The 19770-nt window shown below is 51.3% G+C and carries 17 protein-coding genes; all 17 read right to left on the reverse strand.

Features of this window, described 5'->3' with window-relative positions:
• Window positions 1-17: 17 nt before the first annotated feature.
• The gene (gene truB / locus PBOR_RS20410; protein WP_042214807.1) at window positions 18-932 is read right to left on the reverse strand and encodes a tRNA pseudouridine(55) synthase TruB; all 915 of its coding nucleotides are present in this window, start codon (window positions 930-932) and stop codon (window positions 18-20) included.
• A complete protein-coding gene (locus tag PBOR_RS20415; protein ID WP_042214809.1) occupies window positions 929-1909 on the reverse strand; it encodes a DHH family phosphoesterase in 981 nt (326 codons plus the stop codon). Before PBOR_RS20415 ends, truB begins: the two co-directional genes overlap by 4 nt.
• A gap of 27 nt (window positions 1910-1936) precedes the next feature.
• A complete protein-coding gene (rbfA, locus tag PBOR_RS20420) occupies window positions 1937-2284 on the reverse strand; it encodes a 30S ribosome-binding factor RbfA (RefSeq protein ID WP_042214811.1) in 348 nt (115 codons plus the stop codon).
• 18 nt (window positions 2285-2302) lie between these two features.
• Entirely contained in the window at window positions 2303-5008 is a 2706-nt protein-coding gene (gene infB / locus PBOR_RS20425; protein ID WP_042214813.1) for a translation initiation factor IF-2, read from the reverse strand.
• Complete coding sequence (locus tag PBOR_RS37445; protein WP_036724725.1) at window positions 5001-5324, reverse strand: YlxQ family RNA-binding protein; 324 nt, start codon at window positions 5322-5324, stop codon at window positions 5001-5003. The genes infB and PBOR_RS37445 overlap by 8 nt, the downstream gene beginning before the upstream one ends.
• On the reverse strand, window positions 5317-5625 hold the full coding sequence (rnpM, locus tag PBOR_RS20435) for an RNase P modulator RnpM (protein WP_036692616.1): 309 nt from the start codon (window positions 5623-5625) through the stop codon (window positions 5317-5319). The genes PBOR_RS37445 and rnpM overlap by 8 nt, the downstream gene beginning before the upstream one ends.
• Window positions 5626-5655: 30 nt before the next feature.
• A complete protein-coding gene (gene nusA / locus PBOR_RS20440) occupies window positions 5656-6753 on the reverse strand; it encodes a transcription termination factor NusA (RefSeq protein ID WP_042214817.1) in 1098 nt (365 codons plus the stop codon).
• Window positions 6754-6779: 26 nt separating this feature from the next.
• Window positions 6780-7247 carry a ribosome maturation factor RimP gene (gene rimP / locus PBOR_RS20445; RefSeq protein ID WP_036724721.1) on the reverse strand — a complete coding sequence of 156 codons (468 nt, stop codon included), beginning with the start codon at window positions 7245-7247 and terminating at the stop codon, window positions 6780-6782.
• A gap of 180 nt (window positions 7248-7427) precedes the next feature.
• Window positions 7428-11753 (reverse strand): PolC-type DNA polymerase III, encoded by a 4326-nt coding sequence (locus tag PBOR_RS20450; protein WP_042214821.1) that lies wholly within the window; start codon window positions 11751-11753, stop codon window positions 7428-7430.
• Window positions 11754-11912: 159 nt separating this feature from the next.
• On the reverse strand, window positions 11913-13361 hold the full coding sequence (proS, locus tag PBOR_RS20455; RefSeq protein ID WP_042214824.1) for a proline--tRNA ligase: 1449 nt from the start codon (window positions 13359-13361) through the stop codon (window positions 11913-11915).
• A 102-nt stretch (window positions 13362-13463) separates the two neighbouring features.
• On the reverse strand, window positions 13464-14738 hold the full coding sequence (gene rseP / locus PBOR_RS20460; protein WP_042214826.1) for an RIP metalloprotease RseP: 1275 nt from the start codon (window positions 14736-14738) through the stop codon (window positions 13464-13466).
• Window positions 14739-14888: 150 nt separating this feature from the next.
• Entirely contained in the window at window positions 14889-16028 is a 1140-nt protein-coding gene (locus tag PBOR_RS20465) for a 1-deoxy-D-xylulose-5-phosphate reductoisomerase (RefSeq protein ID WP_042214828.1), read from the reverse strand.
• A gap of 22 nt (window positions 16029-16050) precedes the next feature.
• The gene (locus PBOR_RS20470) at window positions 16051-16854 is read right to left on the reverse strand and encodes a phosphatidate cytidylyltransferase (RefSeq protein ID WP_042214830.1); all 804 of its coding nucleotides are present in this window, start codon (window positions 16852-16854) and stop codon (window positions 16051-16053) included.
• Between the two features lie 21 nt (window positions 16855-16875).
• Window positions 16876-17643, reverse strand: coding sequence for an undecaprenyl pyrophosphate synthase (locus tag PBOR_RS20475; protein ID WP_042214833.1), 768 nt, complete (start codon window positions 17641-17643; stop codon window positions 16876-16878).
• A gap of 78 nt (window positions 17644-17721) precedes the next feature.
• Window positions 17722-18276: a ribosome recycling factor gene (frr, locus tag PBOR_RS20480; RefSeq protein WP_042214836.1), complete on the reverse strand. Its 555-nt coding sequence runs from the start codon at window positions 18274-18276 to the stop codon at window positions 17722-17724.
• Complete coding sequence (gene pyrH, locus PBOR_RS20485) at window positions 18276-19004, reverse strand: UMP kinase (RefSeq protein WP_039295247.1); 729 nt, start codon at window positions 19002-19004, stop codon at window positions 18276-18278. The genes frr and pyrH overlap by 1 nt, the downstream gene beginning before the upstream one ends.
• A gap of 107 nt (window positions 19005-19111) precedes the next feature.
• The gene (tsf, locus tag PBOR_RS20490) at window positions 19112-19762 is read right to left on the reverse strand and encodes a translation elongation factor Ts (RefSeq protein ID WP_042214839.1); all 651 of its coding nucleotides are present in this window, start codon (window positions 19760-19762) and stop codon (window positions 19112-19114) included.
• Window positions 19763-19770: the final 8 nt, after the last annotated feature.

Genomic DNA, 19770 nt, shown 5'->3' on the forward strand with positions numbered 1-19770 from the left:
CACAAATAAATTAAAGTTTAAGCCTGTGCAAACACTTTAACAGGAGCAATCGCACCGGTAGCTTCTAAAGCATAGATGCCCAGAAACTCCCCCTGCAGATCATACAGCCGGAAATCTCCGCTTCCCTTCACTTCCGGTGCCACAAAGCGGAGCGACAGACGCTGCCCTTGCAGGGCGGCTTTCTTCTTCTCCTCGGCTACTGTATGTTTGGGCAAATGCGAAATCGCCTCATCGGCGGCAATTAAGTGCTCTTCCAGCGTACCCGCTTCCTTATGTTCGGCAATTTGCTCCAGGGTCAGGCAATGACTGGCAGATATCCCAGCCGACATGGTCCGTTCCAGCTTCACCATCACACCCGGCACTCCAAGCGCACGCCCGATATCCACGCATAGGGTACGGATGTACGTTCCTTTGGAGCATAGTACCCGGAACGTAATATCGGGATAATTGCCACTCCAGACCATATCCTGCATTTCAATCTCATAAATTTCCACTTCGCGGCTCTTACGTTCCACTGTCTTGCCTTCTCGGGCCAGCTCGTACAGACGCTTGCCATCCACCTTTACTGCGGAATACATCGGGGGAACCTGTGAAATCACGCCTTTGAAGGAATTCAGCACAGCCAGCACTTCAGCTTCCGTAACCTGAACCTCTTCAACTGATTCCGTAATCGTCCCTGTTAAATCCTCTGTATCACTGGCAAGTCCCAGCCGCAGTGTAGCCACATACTCCTTAGGCAGCTCCTGGATGTACTCAACCACCCGCGTAGCCCGTCCCAGACATAACGGAAGCACTCCGGTCACTTGTGGATCAAGCGTACCGGTATGTCCGATCCGCTTCATGCCCAGAATTCGCCTTGCCTTGGCCACAACATCATGTGAAGTGAACCCTGCCGGCTTATATACGGCCAGAACACCTGTAAGTTCACTCATAGATGACGTTTAACCTCCTCAAGCACCTGCTCTACCGCCTCTTCAAGACTTCCGTTAATTCGGGCTCCCGCAGCACGCGTGTGCCCGCCGCCGCCGAAGACCTGCGCCAGCGCCGCGACATCGACCTTACCGGCCGAACGAAGACTCGCCTTCACCGCATGCTCATCGATTACCTTGAACAGAATGCCTACCTCTACCCCGCGGATATTCCGCGGATAATTGACAATCCCTTCAAGATCCTCGTTGGCTGCTCCGCAATCCAGCATATCCTGAGGCGTAACATATACCCAGGCAATATCCCCTTCCGAGCTGAGCTGCAGTGTACTAAGTGCCCGATTGAGTACCTTCACCTGCGGGAGAGTCATCTCTTCAAGCAGGGTCTCAGCCAGTTCAGGTCCATTTACGCCTAATGCCAGCAGTTCGGATACAGCCGCCATCACTTTAGGGGAGGTGTTGTTATAGCGGAAACCGCCGGTATCTGTTAAGAGTCCGGTATAAATGGCCGTGGCAATATCGATATCCCATTCCACCTCAAAGCTCTTCAGCAGGTCGAACAGAATCTCTGCTGTCGCAGCCGCATCCGGCTTGATGAGCGTTACGGCACCGTACCCATTATTGGTGGGATGATGGTCTATGTTTACGATAAGTGCATCACTGGTGAAATGACGCTGGGTAAGTCCTACACGCTGAAAATCCGCACAGTCGACACAAATGACATTGCTGTACTGGCGCGGCAGTTCGCCCGCAGCAGACAGATTGACAATTTGATCGGCATGCCATAAATATTCCATACGCTGCGGAATCTGGCCCTCGTTCAGCATACAATATTTTTTGCCCAGACATGAGAGAAGCCAGCCCACCGCGAGGGTGGAGCTGACTGCATCTCCGTCCGGCTGAACATGCGACACTACAAGATAATCGTCGTGTTCCAGCAGAAACTTACGGGTCTGCTGGAGACTTTGTTCATAGCTCTGCATTCGCCGTCTCCTTTATGTTCCGTAGCTCTATTCGGTTTTGCCGATTTCTCCGAGCAGCTTCTCAATATGACTTCCGTAAGCAACGGATTCGTCAATCTTGAAGATCAGCTCTGGAGTATGGCGCAGGCGGATTGCTTTGCCAAGCTCCGAGCGGAGAAAGCCGTTAGCTTTCTCAATCGCCTTGAGCGAGTCTGACTTCTGCTCCTCGTCCCCGAATACGCTCAGGTATACCTTGGCCTGTGACAAATCATTTGTCACATCTACGCCAGTTACAGTTACGAACCCGACGCGCGGGTCCTTTAGTCCGCTTTGGATGAGCTGGCTCAGTTCTTTCTTAATCTGTTCGCCAACCCGTCCGGTTCTGATTTTAGACATCTATATTCACCTCTTCGCTTAGCGCTCTACCGTTTCCATAATGAACGCTTCGATAATGTCGCCTTCAACGACATCATTATAGCGTTCCAAAGTTATGCCGCATTCATAACCCTGCGCCACTTCTTTGGCATCATCTTTGAAACGTTTCAAGGTGTCGATCTTGCCTGTGAAGACAACGATACCGCTGCGGATCAGGCGCATTTCAGCATTGCGGGCAATTTTGCCGGAAGTAACCATACAACCTGCGATGGTACCCACTTTGCTGATTTTGAACACATTACGCACTTCTGCATGGCCGATAACGTTCTCTTTGTAGATGGGATCAAGCATCCCCTTCATGGCACTTTCAATTTCTTCGATTACATTGTAGATGATGTTATGCAGACGCACATCCACTTTCTCCTGCTCAGCTGCCGCTTTCGTCTGGGCATCCGGACGAACATTGAAGCCGATAACAATAGCGTTGGATGCTGCTGCCAAGGTAATATCGGATTCCGTAATCGCGCCGGCACCGCTGTGAAGAATCTTCACGCGCACGCCTTCAACTTCGATTTTGGCCAGGGAGCCCTTCAGCGCCTCTACCGAACCTTGTACGTCACCCTTGATGATAACGTTGAGGTCTTTGATCTCTCCGTCTTTGATATGCTTGAACAGATCATCCAGTGTTACACGGGTGTTCGTGTTCAGCTCGGACTGGCGCTGCGAAGTCGAACGTCTGTCAGCGATCGCACGGGCTTTGCGCTCATCTTCGAAGGCCATAAACGGATCGCCCGCCTGTGGCACCTCAGTCAGACCGGTAATTTCCACTGGTGTGGAAGGTCCCGCTTCTTTGATCTTGCGTCCCTTGTCATTGACCATGGCACGTACGCGTCCGAAACAGTTCCCTGCTACAAAGGCATCGCCGACTTTCAGCGTACCGTTCTGTACGAGAATACGGGCAACCGGTCCACGGTTTTTGTCAAGCTCAGCTTCTATAACAGTACCGCGTGCCCGTTTGTCCGGGTTCGCTTTGTACTCATTCACTTCAGCAACGAGCAGAATCATTTCCAGCAGCTCTTCCAGGTTGATGCGCTGTTTGGCCGACAGGTTGACGAAGATTGTATCGCCGCCCCACTCTTCCGGAACCAGCTCATAGCTTGTAAGCTCCTGCTTCACCTTGTCAGGGTCTGCACCTGGCTTATCGATCTTGTTAACAGCAACAATGATCGGAAGTCCGGCTGCCTTGGCATGGTTGATTGCTTCCACCGTCTGCGGCATTACGCCGTCATCGGCAGCTACGACGATAATCGTCATATCCGTAACCTGGGCACCACGGGCACGCATAGCGGTAAACGCTTCATGGCCCGGTGTATCAAGGAATGTAATTTTCTTGTGGTTGATTTCGACCTGGTACGCACCGATATGCTGCGTAATTCCGCCTGCTTCTCCGCCGGTTACATTCGTGGAGCGGATAGCATCGAGCAATGTTGTTTTACCATGGTCAACGTGACCCATGATCGTTACAACCGGAGGACGGGTCTGCAAGTCATCTTCGGAATCGTTCTCTTCCACAGTTTCGAAGCTGTCTTCATCTACAGGGATCTTCACTTCTACTTCTACGCCGAATTCTCCGGCCAGAAGCAGGATCGTGTCGATATCAAGCTCCTGATTGATCGTGGCCATAACACCCATCGAAATCAGCTTCTTAATCACTTCGGAAGCATCCTTGTGAAGCAGCTTCGCTGTTTCACCGACAGTCATGCTGCCGCGGACAATAATCTTCTTCGGTGTGTTGTCAATCTTCTCACGGTGTACCATCGGCTGGTTTCTGCCGCGGTTGTTCTTGCCGCCACGGCCGCGGAAGTTGCCGCCTTTGCCGTCTTCGAAACGTTTCTGGCCGCTGTTGTTGTTCGGTCTGCCGCCAGTAGTATTCTTCTTCGGACCTCTGTCACCGCCGCGGGAGAAATCTCCGCCTGCGTTGCCTTGACCCTGCGGGCGGTCACCCGTACGGGGTGCACTGCCTTGGCCTTGCGGACGGTCACCTGTACGAGGTGCGCCGCTGCCTTGGCCTTGCGGACGGCTGCCAGTGGAGCTGCCCTGTGGACGGCTGCCAGTGGTGGAGCTGCCCTGTGGACGGCTGCCAGTGGTGGAGCTGCCCTGCGGACGGCTGCCAGTGGTGGAGCTGCCCTGCGGACGGCTGCCGCCGGTGGAGCTGCCTTGCGGACGGCTGCCGCCAGTAGAGCTGCCTTGCGGACGGCTGCCGCCGGTGGAGCTGCCCTGCGGACGGCTGCCAGTGGAGCTGCCCTGCGGACGGCTGCCAGTGGAGCTGCCTTGCGGGCGGGAATTCTGGGTGGAACCTGTTGTTTGTGTTCTGCGGGAATCTTGTCCGCTTTGGGGCCTTGGGGACGTCGTCGATTGGTTGTTGTTTTGGTTACTGTTCATACCTACCTGCTTTTCCGGTTGATTTTTGTTGGCATTCTGAGCACTCTGGGGTTCGGCTGTTACCGCGCCGGTGGTTACCGGACGGCTGCTGGTGCCGGTGTCCCGCTTGGCTGCAGCGTTTGACTTGATGTCCTTGAAGAATTGTTCAACTTTGTTCACGGAGCCATTCTCCATGACACTCATATGATTATTCACAGGAACATTCAAACGCTTCAGAATTGTAATGATTTCTTTACTGCTCATGTTCAGAGACTTCGCGTATTCATACACGCGCAGTTTATCCTTATTGTCTTCTTTAGTCAATAACTCCACCTCCGACAGTATCTCCAAGCGTTCTGGAGATCATTTCCGCGAATCCTTTATCCGTAACGGCCAGCACTACGCGCTGGTCTTTACCAATACTTGCACCGAGTTCATCCCGGTGAAATGCGATTACTAGTGGAATATCGTAGGTCCCGCACTTATCGCGGAACTTCTTTTGGGTATTATCTGAAGCGTCACCTGCCAGGACGACCAGCTTCGCCTCTGAAGACCGCACTGCCTTAAGCACAGCCTCGTCGCCGGTGACAATCTTGCCTGCTCTCATCGCAAGCCCTAAATAAGAAAGTGTCTTACTCATTGTCCTCACTATCCTTCGCTGCCAAAAATTGCTCCTCCACGGATGCAAAATCCCGGGCAAGCTGGGCATAGATTTCAGGACTCACTTGACATTTCAATGCTCGGTCAAGTGCTTTGGTCTTTTGTGCCAGCTTAAAGTATTCCAGTTTACCGCAGATATAAGCACCACGGCCCGACTTCTTGCCCGTCAGGTCAATGAGCACTTCGCCCTCAGGCGTTCTCACCACGCGAATCAGCTCTTTTTTGGGCATCATCTCTTGGCTGGCAACGCATTTGCGCAGCGGCACCTTTCTTTGCTTCATAGTAGCGCCTCCCGTCAGTCAGCAGATTCATTAATCGATGGAGACGGAATCCTGATGCATTTCATCATTAGAGGTTCTGGGTCTGCCGTATTCCTGCTCCGCTTGAGTTTCACTCTTGATATCAATTTTCCAGCCGGTCAGCTTAGCGGCAAGACGGGCATTCTGCCCCTTGATGCCGATCGCCAGCGACAACTGATAATCAGGAACGATGACACGCGCCATTTTCTCAGCTTCAAAGACTTGAACTTCAAGCACTTTGGACGGGCTGAGCGCATTGGCCACATACTCCTGCACAAGCTCGGAATACCGTACGATGTCAATCTTCTCGCCGCGAAGTTCGGTTACGATGGTCTGAACACGCGTGCCTCTAGGGCCTACGCAGGAACCAACGGGATCGACTTCGGGATTACGCGAGAATACGGCGATCTTGGAACGGAAGCCGGCTTCGCGGGCAACGGAACGGATCTCAACCACTCCGTCAAAAATCTCCGGCACTTCCAGCTCGAACAGACGCTTCAAGAGACCCGGATGACTGCGGGACAGCATGATCTGCGGTCCTTTGGTCGTATTCTCCACCTTGGTGATATAAGCCTTGATACGCTCGCTCTGCTTGAACTTCTCGCCCGGCATAAGCTCGCCCAGCGGCAGAACCGCCTCGATTTTACCAAGATCCACATAAATGTTACGCATATCCTGACGCTGTACAAGGCCGGTAACAATATCATCTTCCTTGTCGATAAAAGCGTTATAGATAAGTCCGCGTTCCGCTTCGCGGATACGCTGTGTAACAACCTGCTTGGCAGTCTGGGCAGCAATACGCCCGAAGTCACGCGGTGTCACTTCAAGTTCAGCAATATCCTCCAGTTGGAAATGCGGATTGATCTCCCGGGCTCCCAGCAGAGAAATCTCTGTCCGCGAGTCCAGAACCTCCTCCACAATCAGCTTGCGGGCAAAAACCTTGATTACGCCTGTGTTGCGGTTCATATCCACACGCACATTCTGCGCCGCATTGAAATTGCGTTTATAGCTGGAAATCAGCGCAGCTTCGATGGCTTCAAACAGCACATCCTTGCTGATGCCTTTCTCCCTTTCCAGTTCATTCATAGCTTCAATAAACTCCATACTCATGAAATTCCGGTCCCCCTTTCAAGACGTTAAAAAATAATGGCCAATCTCGCACTGGCGACCTTGGCGTACGGTACAACATGTTCTTTTTTGCCCGCGGAGATGAGCAGTTCCTCGTTCTCGAACGAGAGCAAACGACCTTCGAATTCTTTGAGTCCTTGAATCGGCTCATACACCGTTACATATACATCCTTGCCAACTGCTTTGGCAACATCCGCAGCTTTCTTAAGCGGACGTTCAGCTCCGGGCGAGGAAACCTCAAGGAAATAAGCTTCGGAAAACGGATCATTCTCATCCAGCTTCTGGCTGATATATTCGCTGATGGTGCCGCAGTCATCAATATCGATGCCGCCTTCTTTATCTACGAATACGCGCAGGAACCAATTGGAGCCTTCTTTCACGTATTCAACGTCCACCAGTTCGAAACCATTGTCCTCGAGATAGGACCCAAGCAGCTGCTCTACCGTTTGTTTAATTTTGGATTTGGGTGTGCTCAAAAGAAGATTACCTCCACGAACTTGTCTTTTGCTATATACCAAAGATAAAGAGTGGGTTTCCCCACTCTTTACACAACGGACTTATCTCATTATTACCAAAAAAATTATACCATAGTGAGTCTGCACTGACAAGTACCAGCCCTTGACTCCCTTATTTCAAAGCGTGATTTATAGCGTTTTTTAGAATAAAGACAGCTGATTGCTCTCCGGCAGGCCGCGGAAGCAGCCCATTCCGTTCAGCAGCTCAATCACCGTTTTACTGGCTTTGGATTTCTGCTGGAAGTCCTCAATGGAGAGGAATTCTCCGAGATCCTTGGCTGCGGCAATATTGATCGCGGCATTATCGCCGATACCCGCAAGCGAGGAGAACGGCGGAATCAGGCTGTTGCCGTCAACTGTGAATTTGGTGGCATCGGAACGGTACAGATCAATGTTTTTGAAGGTGAAGCCGCGTGCCGTCATCTCCAGCGCCATTTCCAGTACCGGAAGCATCGCTTTTTCCTTCGGCAGCGCCTGGAAGCCTTTTTGCTCAATCTCTACGATCTGACGCCCGATAGCCTCATATCCCTTGCAGCATAGGTCAATATCAAAATCAGCGGCACGGACAGAGAAGTAAGTCGCATAATATTCAATCGGATGATACAGCTTGAAGAAGGCGGTCCGCACTGCGGAAATTACATACGCCGCCGCATGCGCCTTCGGGAACATGTACTGGATTTTGAGGCAGGAATCAATGTACCATTGCGGCACCTTGCAATTCTTCATTTCCTCAATCCATTCGGGAGGCAGCCCCTTCCCCTTACGCACACTTTCCGTAATCTTGAAGGCCAGGCTGGCATCCATGTTCGCCTTATAGATCAGATAGAGCATGATATCATCACGGCAGCCGATAACCGTCTTGATGTTGCAGGTATTATTCTTGATCAGCTCCTGGGCATTGCCCAGCCACACGCCTGTACCGTGAGACAGGCCTGAAATCTGCAGTAAGTCGGCAAAGCTGGAAGGCTTGGCTTCCACAAGCATCTGGCGGACAAACTTCGTCCCCATCTCCGGCACTCCGTAGGTGGCTACAGGGGTACGGATCTGATCCGGCCTTACCCCAAGCGCATCTGTGGAGTTGAACATGCTCATTACCTTCGGATCATTCATCGGAATGGTGGTCGGGTCCACGCCGGTCAGATCCTGCAGCATCCGCATCATGGTCGGATCATCATGGCCCAGAATATCGAGCTTCAGCAGGTTGGCATCGAAGGCGTGATAGTCAAAATGGGTCGTCTTCCACTCTGCCGTAACATCATCCGCCGGGAACTGCACCGGAGTGATGTCTTCAATCTCCATATAATCCGGCAAAACTACGATACCGCCGGGATGCTGCCCCGTACTGCGCTTCACACCGGTGCAGCCGGCCGCCAGACGGCCTACCTCGGCTCCGCGCCAGCGCTTCTGGTGATGCTCTTCATATTTCTTCGTGAACCCGAAGGCGGTCTTCTCAGCTACCGTACCGATGGTGCCCGCACGGAATACATTGTCAGGTCCAAACATCGTTTTGGTGAAATTATGGGCATTCGGCTGGTATTCCCCTGAGAAGTTAAGGTCGATATCGGGAACCTTATCCCCCTTGAAGCCCAGGAACGTCTCAAACGGAATATCCTGGCCTTCTCCCTTCAGATTACCGCCGCAGTTCGGGCAGGCCTTATCCGGCAGGTCAAATCCGCTCGGCACGCTGCCGTCAAGGAACCATTCACTATGCCTGCACTCGGGATTCGTGCAAATATAGTGAGCCGGCAGCGGGTTAACCTCAGAAATACCGAGGAAAGTTGCCACAACGGATGACCCTACCGATCCACGTGAGCCGACGAGATATCCGTCCTGATTCGACTTTTTAACGAGCCGTTCAGAGATCAGATAGTTGGCAGAGAACCCGTATTTAATAATCGGCGCGAGTTCCTTTTCCAGACGGGCTACTACAACCTCCGGCAATTCCTCTCCGTAAATTGATTTGGCAGTTTCATAGCAGGTATTGCGGATTTCATCATCCGCACCTTCAATTACCGGAGTGAACAGTTCGCTCGGGAACAGATCATATTCCTCGAAACGGTCGGCGAGCTCGACGGTATTGGTGACCACGACCTCCATCGCTTTTTCTAGGCCCAGGAACTCAAACTCCGTAAGCATCTCCTCGGTAGTCCTGAAATGGGCGTCCGGTTTACGCTGGTCCTTAAGCGGACTGAAGCCGGTAATCCCGTGAATCGTAATATCACGGAACAGCTTGTCACGCGGCTCCAGGTAATGCACATTGCCGGTCGCAATGACGGGCTTGTTCATTTGCTCGCCGATTTCGCATATCTTGCGCACAACACTGCGTAAATCCTCGGCACTGGCCACAAAGCCTTTATCCACGAGATGCATGTACATGGTCAGCGGCTGAATCTCCAGAACATCATAGAACTGGGCGACCTCAATGGCCTCCTCTACCGTCTTGTTCAGCACAGCTTCAAAAAACTCCCCGCGTTCACAGCCGGAAATGACAATTAGCCCGTCCCGGTGCTCTTCAAGCTTTGATTTGGGAATGCAGGGCACCCGTTTGTAGTACTCTGTATGCGACATGGAGATCAGCTTGTAGAGATTCTTTTTGCCTACCGGATTTAGCGCATAGATGCCACAGTGAAACGGACGTACATTCGACAAGTCATTGCCTACATAATCATTCAGCCGTTCCAGCCGGGTTAACCCTTTCATCTTCTCCGCATCAGCCAGCAGCCCGTTCAGGATGCCGCCCAGGGCAATCGTATCATCCACCGCCCGGTGATGGCTCTCCAGCAGCACTTTGTACTTGTCAGCAAGTGTATTAAGCCGGTGGTTCTTCATAGTCGGAAAGAGCAAGCGTGCCAGCTCCAGCGTATCCAATGAAGGATTAGGCAGCAGCGGCAAGCCCAGCTTCTTGAGGGAAGCCTGAATGAACCCCATATCAAACCGTGCATTATGGGCGACCAGAATGCTGTCCGAGACAAACTCAACGAATTCTTTGAGCACAGGCTCAAGATCAGGAGCATCTTTAACCATTTCGTCAGTAATATTCGTCAGCTGCTGAATGTGATAAGGAATCTTTTCATGCGGATTAACGAAGGTAGTATACCGGCCCAGCTCTTTGCCTTCGCACATTTTAATGGCGGCAAGCTCGGTAATATTGTTGCGCGTGATCGACAGGCCGGTGGTCTCGATATCAAATACGACATAGGTTGCTGTTTTGAGATCCATGGGCTGCGCATTCTCCACGATGTTTACCGCGTCATTTACGACATTGGCTTCTACACCGTAGAGCATTTTGAGTTTATGCTTATGTGCGGCATGGTTCGCATCCGGGAAGCTCTGGACATTACCATGATCGGTAACAGCCAGTGCCGGGTGTCCCCATTTCGCAGCGGTTTTGACATAATCAGTGATGGTTGCCACTGCATCCATTGTACTCATTGTAGTATGCAGATGGAATTCGACCCGCTTCTGCTTGGCATTGTCCTTACGCGCCGGCGGTGCAGACACTTCCGACAAATCCGAGGGGATCATCACCAGCTCCGGGATTTGCATGAAGCGGTCATATTCAACTTTGCCGCGTGCCCGTACCCACTTACCGTTGGCCAGCTGCCCCATCACTTTCAGATCCTCTTTGGTCTTCGCAAACATCTTCATCTGCAGAGAGTCTGTGAAGTCAGTGATGCAGAAGGTGTAGAGTGTGTTGCCGTTACGAAGCTCTTTGGTGTCCAGGCCAAAAATCGTGCCTTGAATCGTAATTTTCTTCTCTTCATCCTGAATGTCCAGAATCGATACGGCCTGTTCTTTGATCTCATACCCGATCTGAAGCTTGATCACCTCATTTGGGTCACCGACTTCCTCAGGCTCGTCCGGCTCACTGGCCATCATCATCATTTCTACCAGTTCACGCTGCTCCTGCTGGAGCTTCTGCTGGAATTCCTCATAGGCATCCGCTTTGCTCTCGTTCTCGGCAATCTGCAGCTTCACCTTGAGGGAAAGTCCGAAATACTTATCATAATATTTAATAATGGCTGCTTCGATGCCCTTTTTACGGGCCAGTTCAAGTGACATAGAATCGCTCAGGCTCAGTAAAAGCGTGCCGTCCTGCAGGTCCTGACTGGAGCGCGTCAGCCATCCGTTGACGGATGGAATCTCACGCTGGACCCACTCGAGGAACATTCCCCAGTACTCCTGTACAATATCTGCTTTGTTGATTGTGTCATCATATAGGAACAAGAAGCTGATTTTGGCAATATGCTGCAGCTTCTCACGCATTCTAAGGACAAAGGTCCGGTAGGTCTGGGCCGGAACCAGGCTGTCTTTCGCAATTACAATATGCCAGTCACGGTTGCCGCGGCTGATTTCCACACGCTCGATCTGCCCGTCCAAAAAGTAGGGATCAATGATGGCCGGCGGAATTTCCCCCTGCTTCATTAACAGCTCGAACCTTTTTCTTCTCTCCACGCTTTGCTCCATGGTTTCCCCACCTAACTCGGCAATAATTAGCCATACCTAAACTATAATTCTATTATAGTAAGAAAAGCTTCCGGTTCAAAAAGCATTGGGTACTTGCGGCCCGCCGACTCCTCTCGCCAGAAGCTAATATAAAAGATGAAATAAGAATGTTGCTGCTGATTAATACGCTTTGGCGAATACAACTGTATGCTGTGCCGGCTTACCGCAGCAAATACAAGTCTCTTTCGTTTCGGACGGATTGAACGGAATATTACGGCTGCCTGCGCCTGTTTCTTCCTTAACCTTGGTTTCGCACTCCTCAGAGCCGCACCAGCCTGCAAGCGCAAAGCCGCGCTTCTCTTCCATGGAATCCTTCATCTGCTCTAAGGTGTCTACAGAGTAGAAATGATCCTCACGGAACTTCAGCGCCCGCTCGAACATTTCCTGATGAACCTGCTCCAGCATAGCCTTCACTTCTTCTACCAGATTTTCCTGCTGGATAATCTTCTTCTCTCCGCTGACCCGGGATACGAGTACGCAGACTCCGTTCTCCATATCACGCGGTCCAAGCTCCAGACGTACAGGTACACCGCGCATTTCGTATTCATTAAACTTCCAGCCCGGTGTTACATCAGCACGGTCGTCTACACGTACGCGGATTCCGGCACTCTTCAGTTCTGCGAACAGTTCATCCGTGCGTCCGATAACGGCCTCACGGGTCTTAGGCGGCCCGATTGGAATCATAATGACCTGAGTAGGCGCTACCTTCGGCGGCAAAGCCAGTCCACGGTCATCCCCATGCACCATGATCAGGGAACCGATCAGACGTGTAGTAGAGCCCCAAGAGGTTGTATGTGCATATTCGAGTACATTATCACGGCTTAAGTACTGGATATCAAAAGCAACGGCGAACTTGGTACCCAGATAATGCGAGGTAGCCGCCTGCACAGCCCGTCCATCTTTCATCATCGCTTCAATGGAATAGGTATCCACCGCACCGGCGAAGCGCTCGGATGGTGTCTTCTGTCCGGTCACCACCGGAATAGCCAGGAAAGTTTCTACGAAATCTCGGTAGTTATCCAGCATCTTCATCGTTTCTTCACGCGCTTCCGTCTCATTCTCATGAGCGGTATGGCCTTCCTGCCAGAGGAATTCCGTAGTGCGGATGAACGGCAGTGTACGCTTCTCCCAGCGGACAACGTTAGCCCACTGATTGATCAGCACCGGAAGGTCGCGGTAAGACTGAATCCATTTGGAATACATATGGCCGAACATGGTTTCGGAGGTCGGGCGGATCGCCAGACGTTCTTCCAGCACATCACCGCCAGCCTCTGTCACCCAAGGCAGCTCCGGATTGAAGCCTTCAACATGTTCTTTCTCCTTCTGGAAAAAGCTCTCCGGAATAAACAGCGGGAAGTAGGCATTACGGTGTCCGGTCTCCTTGAGGCGGCGGTTCATCTCCTCCTGGATATGTTCCCAGATCTCGTAGCCATCCGGTTTGAACACAATACAGCCGCGGACCGGAGAGTAGTCCATCAGGTCCGCTTTTTTGATCACATCAATATACCAGCGTGAGAAATCTTCGCCCTGCGGCGTGATTTCCGTAACGAACTGCTTATCTTTAGCCATGTAAAGAAATCCTCCTAAATTCGCCCCGCAAAGTGCCGAATAGTCAACGAAGCCAATTCAAGTACTTTGCGGGGACCCCAAAAGAATGTATTGTGTAACGAATCAGCCGCTTATTAGGCGTAAAATATCATTATAAGTAACAGCAATCATCACCAGGAACAGCAGGGCAAACCCTACGAAATGGACCATGCCTTCACGGCTCGGATCCACCGGCTTACCGCGCAGTGCCTCCACACCAAGGAACACGAGCCTGCTTCCGTCCAGTGCAGGAATCGGCAGCAGATTAAAGATTCCGAGGTACAGGCTGAGAATAGCCGCCCAATACGTCAAATACTGAATGCCCTGCTGAGCAATCTGTCCGGTCAGCTGGAAGGTTCCCACAGGTCCCGAGATATCATCCATATTGAACTTGTTGATCAGCTGCTTGAAGCCGATGAAGATCAGCTTAGTGGTATCCACCATGGCAGTACCTGACTTGGTGATAGTCTCACCAACCCCTGCCTTGCGTGTAGGAAGCTCTGGTGTAATCCCGACTTTACCGCCTTCCTCCCCTTCCATACTGCGGGGAATCATAGCTACATTAAGCGTTTCATCGCCGCGCTGCAGTGTCCATTTCATCTCTTTACCCTTGGACGCGGAGGTGAGCGAGATCATCTTCTGGTAATCCCCGCCGATGGCTTCGCCATTAACGGATACCACAATGTCGCCTTTCTGCAGTCCGGCTTCCTGAGCCGGCATACCTTCACTTACATCGCCGATCTTCACATAGGTCGGATTCTCCACCTGGATACCGGCCATTTGCAGATGAAGTGCGAACAGCACAAAAGCCAGAATGAAGTTCATCACCGGACCGGCTAAGATCGCCACCGCGCGCTGGCCCACGGTTTTGCTGCCGAATTGGCGGTCTTTAGGCGCGATCTGCGTCTGCTGGCTGCCCTTAATCATCATCGCCTGCGGATGCACGTCGTAAGTGGTGACTTCACCATCCACATCCAGACGGATCTTCAGCTCATTCTCAAGATCGGTGAACTGCGCTTCACCGCGGATCACATTTCTGCGTGTATCCAGGGAATCCAGGTAAATATTCTTCACCTTATTATCCTGGCCCAGTCTAACCGCAATGGTCTGTCCGGGACCGATCTCAATCATTTCCGGATCCTCTCCGGCCATCCGGGCATATCCCCCAAACGGCAGCAAACGAAGCGTGAACTGGGTTTCACCACGTTTATAAGAAAACAGTTTCGGACCGAAACCGATAGCAAATTCCCTCACAAGAATTCCGGCGCGTTTGGCAAAATAATAATGTCCCCATTCATGGACAGTCACCAGAACAAAGAACATAAATACCGTCAAAAAAACGACTCTTACCATCTCCATTACGAAACATTCCCCCCTTTAGGTGTAAGACCGAAGTATGTCCTCTTAATTTATCATTATTCCAAGGTAAGGCACAAGAGAATCAACAGTCCACCCCTATTTTTCAGGGCACAGCAATTATTGCCAGCATTCATACTACGCTTGGTAAAGTTACAGCACAGCTGCAAGTTCCCGGGTCACCGTATCACAGTGCTGAATCTGCTCCAGATTCGGATGAGCCGCGTTCTCATGGCGCTGAAGAACCTCATCAATAATCTCTTCGATCCGTAAAAAGGATATTTCGCCGCGCAGGAACCGGGCAACGGCAACTTCATTGGCAGCATTGAAGGCAGTCGGTGCTGTACCTCCAAGTTTGCCGCTGTCAATCGCCATCTTTAGAGCCGGGTAACGTACATAGTCCATTTCACGGAAGTTGAGGCTGGCTGCTTTGGCCAGCGACAAGCGTTCCGCCGGTGACTGCCAGCGGTCCGGATAGGTAAGCGCATATTGAATCGGAACACGCATATCCGGAGTCCCCAGCTGGGCAATAACACTGCTGTCGCGGAATTCCACAAAGGAATGAATAATACTCTCCGGATGCAGCAGCACATTAATCTGCTCATAAGGCAGGGCGAACAGATGGTGCGCTTCTATAACTTCCAGCCCCTTGTTCACCATGGTTGCCGAATCAATCGTGATTTTGGCCCCCATGCTCCAGTTCGGGTGGCGCAGCGCATCTTCTATAGATACATTCTCAAGCTGCCCGCGGGAATAATCACGGAAAGATCCACCGGAGGCCGTAATGGTAATCGAAGCCACATCTTCACGGTTCTCGCCGTTCAAGCATTGGAAAATCGCCGAATGCTCACTGTCAACAGGCAGCAGCTTAACACCTTTGCGTCCAGCCAATTCTGTAACCAGGTGTCCGGCGGTAACCAGCGTTTCCTTGTTAGCCAGTCCAATATGTCTGCCGGCTTCAATAGCCGCAAGTGTAGACTGCAGGCCCACGCTGCCCACGAGAGCAGTCACAACAGTCTCCGCGTCACCGCCGGCGGCAATTTCTACAAGACCTTCGTTTCCGCTGTACAGCTCAACACCGGCCGGCAGACTGGACCTGATCTCAGCAGCAAGCTCCGGTGTGGACACAGAAACGCGGCGCGGATTGAAGCGGCGAACCTGCTCCAGCAGCAGCGCGGTATTGCTGCCCGCAGCAAGCCCGTCCACTTCAAAGGCTTCCGGGTGCATAGCTACGACATCCAGTGTCTGCGTGCCGATTGAACCCGTTGAGCCGAGAATACTGATTCTTTTCACAGTTGAAACCTTCTTCCTGCCGTTAATAGTAAGGCATCAGCATTACGATATGTACGAAAGGAAATACGATAATCCAGCTGTCGCAGCGGTCCAGGATGCCTCCGTGACCAGGCAGCAATGAGCCTGAATCCTTAATACCGTACACCCGTTTATATGCAGACTGTACAAGATCTCCGAGCTGACCCAGTACTGCGCAGGAAATCCCGATAAGCAATGCGCGTCCGATCGTCAGCAGATCAGGAACAAATAGGGCAAAAATAATAGAAATCGCAGCAGAGATCAACACTCCGCCAAGAGCACCTTCGATCGTTTTGTTAGGACTGATCGCCGGCCAGAGCTTATGCCGCCCGAAGCTTCGGCCGACAAAATACGCTCCGGCATCACTTCCCCAGATGCAGCACAGCAGCAGAAACGTCCAGAACAGCCCATGTCCATCTCCTGCGCCGCGGGCGGTAGCCATATAGGAGAAGCCCATCCCTATGTATACAATGCCGGTGAACATCAAAGCGGTGATCTTAATATCCAGCTTGTTCTTGCTGAAGACCGTAACCAGCAGGAATAACAGCATGAGCAGCCAGATTCCCTGCTCCCATGATAATAACTCGGAAGTCCCCAGCAGGTTCCAGGGGATCATGAAGCATAATACGGATGCATAACCAAGTACAGCAGTCCCTCCGAAGGTTGCTGTACCTGTCATTTTTACAAATTCATAATAGCCGATGAGGGCCATGGCAGTCAGCAAAAGCTGATACGGCCAGCCTCCCAAAAAGCATAAGCCCAAAAACAAGGCCCCGGCAACAATTCCGGTAATCAATCGCTGCTTCAAAGATTCCCATCTCCCATCAGGCTACTTCAATCCACCATAACGGCGTGTGCGGCGCTGATATTCCGCCACAGCCTGCATCAGATGCGTTTTGTCAAACTCGGGCCAATAAACATCTGTAAACCATAATTCACTGTACGCGATCTGCCAAAGCATAAAGTTACTGAGGCGCATTTCACCGCTCGTACGGATCAGCAGGTCAGGGTCAGGCAGTCCGCCGGATAGGAGTCTGCTGTCTATCAGCTCTGAAGTAATCTCATCAGGTGTCAGAATACCTGCCTGGATATCCTTGCCTAAGCCGCGCATGCAGTCTTCAATCTCTTTACGTCCACCGTAGTTCAGCGCAAAATTAAGAATAAGTCCGGTATTCCCTTCGGTCCGGGCGACTGCTTCTTCCATCGCCTTGCGGGTATGGGAAGGCAAAGCCTCGGTATCCCCCATTACACGTACCTGCACATTCTTTTCAATCAGTTCATCCAGTTCAATGGCCAGAAATTCCACGGGCAGGCGCATCAGGAAATCAACCTCATCCTTCGGCCGCTTCCAGTTCTCCGTTGAGAAAGCGTACATGGTCAAGAACTCTACTCCCAGATCATTCGCTGCGATTGTCGCACGTTTGACCGCCTTCATCCCGTTCTGATGACCCACAATACGGGGCAAGCCGCGCCGTTTCGCCCAGCGTCCGTTGCCATCCATAATTACAGCTACATGCCGGGGAATATTATCCGGTGAAATCTCGACTGGCTCCTGCCTGTCTTTACGGCTCAGCCATTCTTGAATCCGTTTGATCATTTCCGTTTCCTCCAAGCTCTTATCAGAAAGAGACAAACCCCACCATAAACGGAGGGGCCTGAAGTCTCTTGAATTTCATTATACTTCCATAATCTCTTTTTCTTTGGACAAGAGCACTTTATCGACTTCAGCTATGAACTTATCCGTTGATTTCTGAATATCTTCCTGATGTCCATGTGATTCGTCTTCCGAAATGCCGTTCTTTTCCATCTTCTTGATATCATCGTTCGCATCGCGGCGGATGTTACGGATGGCCACCTTCGCTTCTTCTCCGAACTTCTTAGTGAACTTTACAAGCTCACCGCGGCGTTCTTCAGTAAGCGGCGGGATCGACAAACGGATAATCGTACCGTCATTGGCAGGTGTGATCCCGATATCAGACTTCATAATTGCCCGTTCAATGTCAGACATCGATGTTTTGTCCCACGGCTGGATCAGCAGTGTCCGGGAATCCGGTGTGCTGATGTTGGCCAGCTGATTAAGAGGAGTTGGAGCACCGTAGTACTCTACTTGAATGCGATCCAGCAGCGACGTCGAAGCACGTCCCGCCCGCAGTGTAGACAGGTCGCGTTTCAGTGACAAAATCGCTTTTTCCATACGCTCTTCGGCATTTTTCTTCACCGATTGTGGCATTAATTTACACTCCCTTTAACAATCGTCCCGATCTTTTCACCGAGAACGACACGTTTGATATTGCCTTGCTCTGTAATAGCAAACACAATGAGCGGTATATTATTATCCATGCAGAGAGAGGAAGCGGTGGAATCCATAACACCCAGGTTCTTGTTCAGAATATCCATGTAAGTAAGCTGCTCATATTTCACGGCAGTGCTGTCCTTGAAAGGATCCGCGGAATAGACACCGTCTACTTTGTTCTTCGCCATCAGGATCACTTCGGCTTCAATTTCGGCTGCTCTAAGCGCTGCCGTCGTATCTGTCGAGAAGAACGGATTCCCTGTTCCTGCAGCAAAAATAACTACACGGCCCTTTTCCAGATGCCGGATTGCCCGGCGGCGGATATAAGGCTCAGCAATTTGCTGCATGGCAATGGAAGTCTGTACCCGTGTAGGGACATCGATCTGTTCCAGGGCATCCTGCAGTGCCAGCGAGTTCATGACGGTTGCCAGCATTCCCATATAATCTGCTGTCGCCCGGTCAATGCCGCTTGCACTTCCCGCGATTCCGCGCCAGATGTTACCTCCGCCGCACACAATAGCAACCTGAACTCCAAGCTCGACAACTTCCTTGACCTGCTCCGCGATGGAGATGATCGTTTCGGCGTCGATGCCATAGCCATTCTGTCCGGCGAGTGATTCACCGCTAACCTTAAGGACTACTCTCTTAAATACCGGCTGTTCCAATTGTATACCCTCACTTTCTTACAAAAGACGGAACACTACGTGAAATGTGTTCCGCTCTTTTGATGCTTGCCTTTATTCAGTTCTTATCGCTTCATGCTTTGCAGATATTATTGGTTCACTTGTGCCATTACTTCTTCAACGAAGTTGTCGACTTTCTTTTCAAGACCTTCACCCAGCTCGAAACGGACAAAGCGGCGGATGGAGATATTTTCGCCAATCGTGCTGATTTTTTCATTCAGCAATTGGGAGACAGTCTTGTCTGGGTCTTTAACGAAGGACTGCTCAAGCAGGCAATATTCTTCATAGAACTTGCTGATGCGGCCTTCCACCATTTTTTCAACGATTTTCTCAGGCTTGCCTTCGTTCAGCGCTTGAGCCTTGAGGATTTCTTTTTCTTTCTCTACGTCTGCAGCAGGTACTTCTTCACGGCGAACATACAGCGGATTAGCTGCAGCGATTTGCATTGCGATGTCGCGGGCAAATTCTTTGAAGGAATCGGTTTTACCTACGAAGTCAGTTTCGCAGTTGATTTCTACCAGAACGCCGATACGGCCGCCAGCATGGATGTAAGATTCTACTGTACCTTCAGTAGCAATACGTCCTGCTTTGCTGGCTGCTGCGGACAAACCTTTTTCACGAAGCAATTCAGCTGCTTTAGTGATATCGTTGTTTGCTTCTTCAAGCGCCTTTTTACAATCGAGCATTCCTGCTCCTGTTCTTTCACGAAGTTCCTTTACTGCTTTTGCATCTACTGCCATTGTTATTC

Origin of the sequence: Paenibacillus borealis, assembly GCF_000758665.1 — a bacterium.
Lineage (GTDB): Bacteria > Bacillota > Bacilli > Paenibacillales > Paenibacillaceae > Paenibacillus_AQ > Paenibacillus_AQ borealis.

Bases quoted from the DNA above. Each gene is read 5' to 3' on its own strand.
- truB (WP_042214807.1), bottom strand. From the start codon at position 932: ATGAGTGAACTTACAGGTGTTCTGGCCGTATATAAGCCGGCAGGGTTC.
- PBOR_RS20415 (WP_042214809.1), bottom strand. From the start codon at position 1,909: ATGCAGAGCTATGAACAAAGTCTCCAGCAGACCCGTAAGTTTCTGCTG.
- rbfA (WP_042214811.1), bottom strand. From the start codon at position 2,284: ATGTCTAAAATCAGAACCGGACGGGTTGGCGAACAGATTAAGAAAGAA.
- PBOR_RS37445 (WP_036724725.1), bottom strand. From the start codon at position 5,324: ATGAGTAAGACACTTTCTTATTTAGGGCTTGCGATGAGAGCAGGCAAG.
- rnpM (WP_036692616.1), bottom strand. From the start codon at position 5,625: ATGAAGCAAAGAAAGGTGCCGCTGCGCAAATGCGTTGCCAGCCAAGAG.
- nusA (WP_042214817.1), bottom strand. From the start codon at position 6,753: ATGAGTATGGAGTTTATTGAAGCTATGAATGAACTGGAAAGGGAGAAA.
- PBOR_RS20450 (WP_042214821.1), bottom strand. From the start codon at position 11,753: ATGGAGCAAAGCGTGGAGAGAAGAAAAAGGTTCGAGCTGTTAATGAAG.
- proS (WP_042214824.1), bottom strand. From the start codon at position 13,361: ATGGCTAAAGATAAGCAGTTCGTTACGGAAATCACGCCGCAGGGCGAA.
- rseP (WP_042214826.1), bottom strand. From the start codon at position 14,738: ATGGAGATGGTAAGAGTCGTTTTTTTGACGGTATTTATGTTCTTTGTT.
- PBOR_RS20475 (WP_042214833.1), bottom strand. From the start codon at position 17,643: ATGATCAAACGGATTCAAGAATGGCTGAGCCGTAAAGACAGGCAGGAG.
- frr (WP_042214836.1), bottom strand. From the start codon at position 18,276: ATGCCACAATCGGTGAAGAAAAATGCCGAAGAGCGTATGGAAAAAGCG.
- tsf (WP_042214839.1), bottom strand. From the start codon at position 19,762: ATGGCAGTAGATGCAAAAGCAGTAAAGGAACTTCGTGAAAGAACAGGA.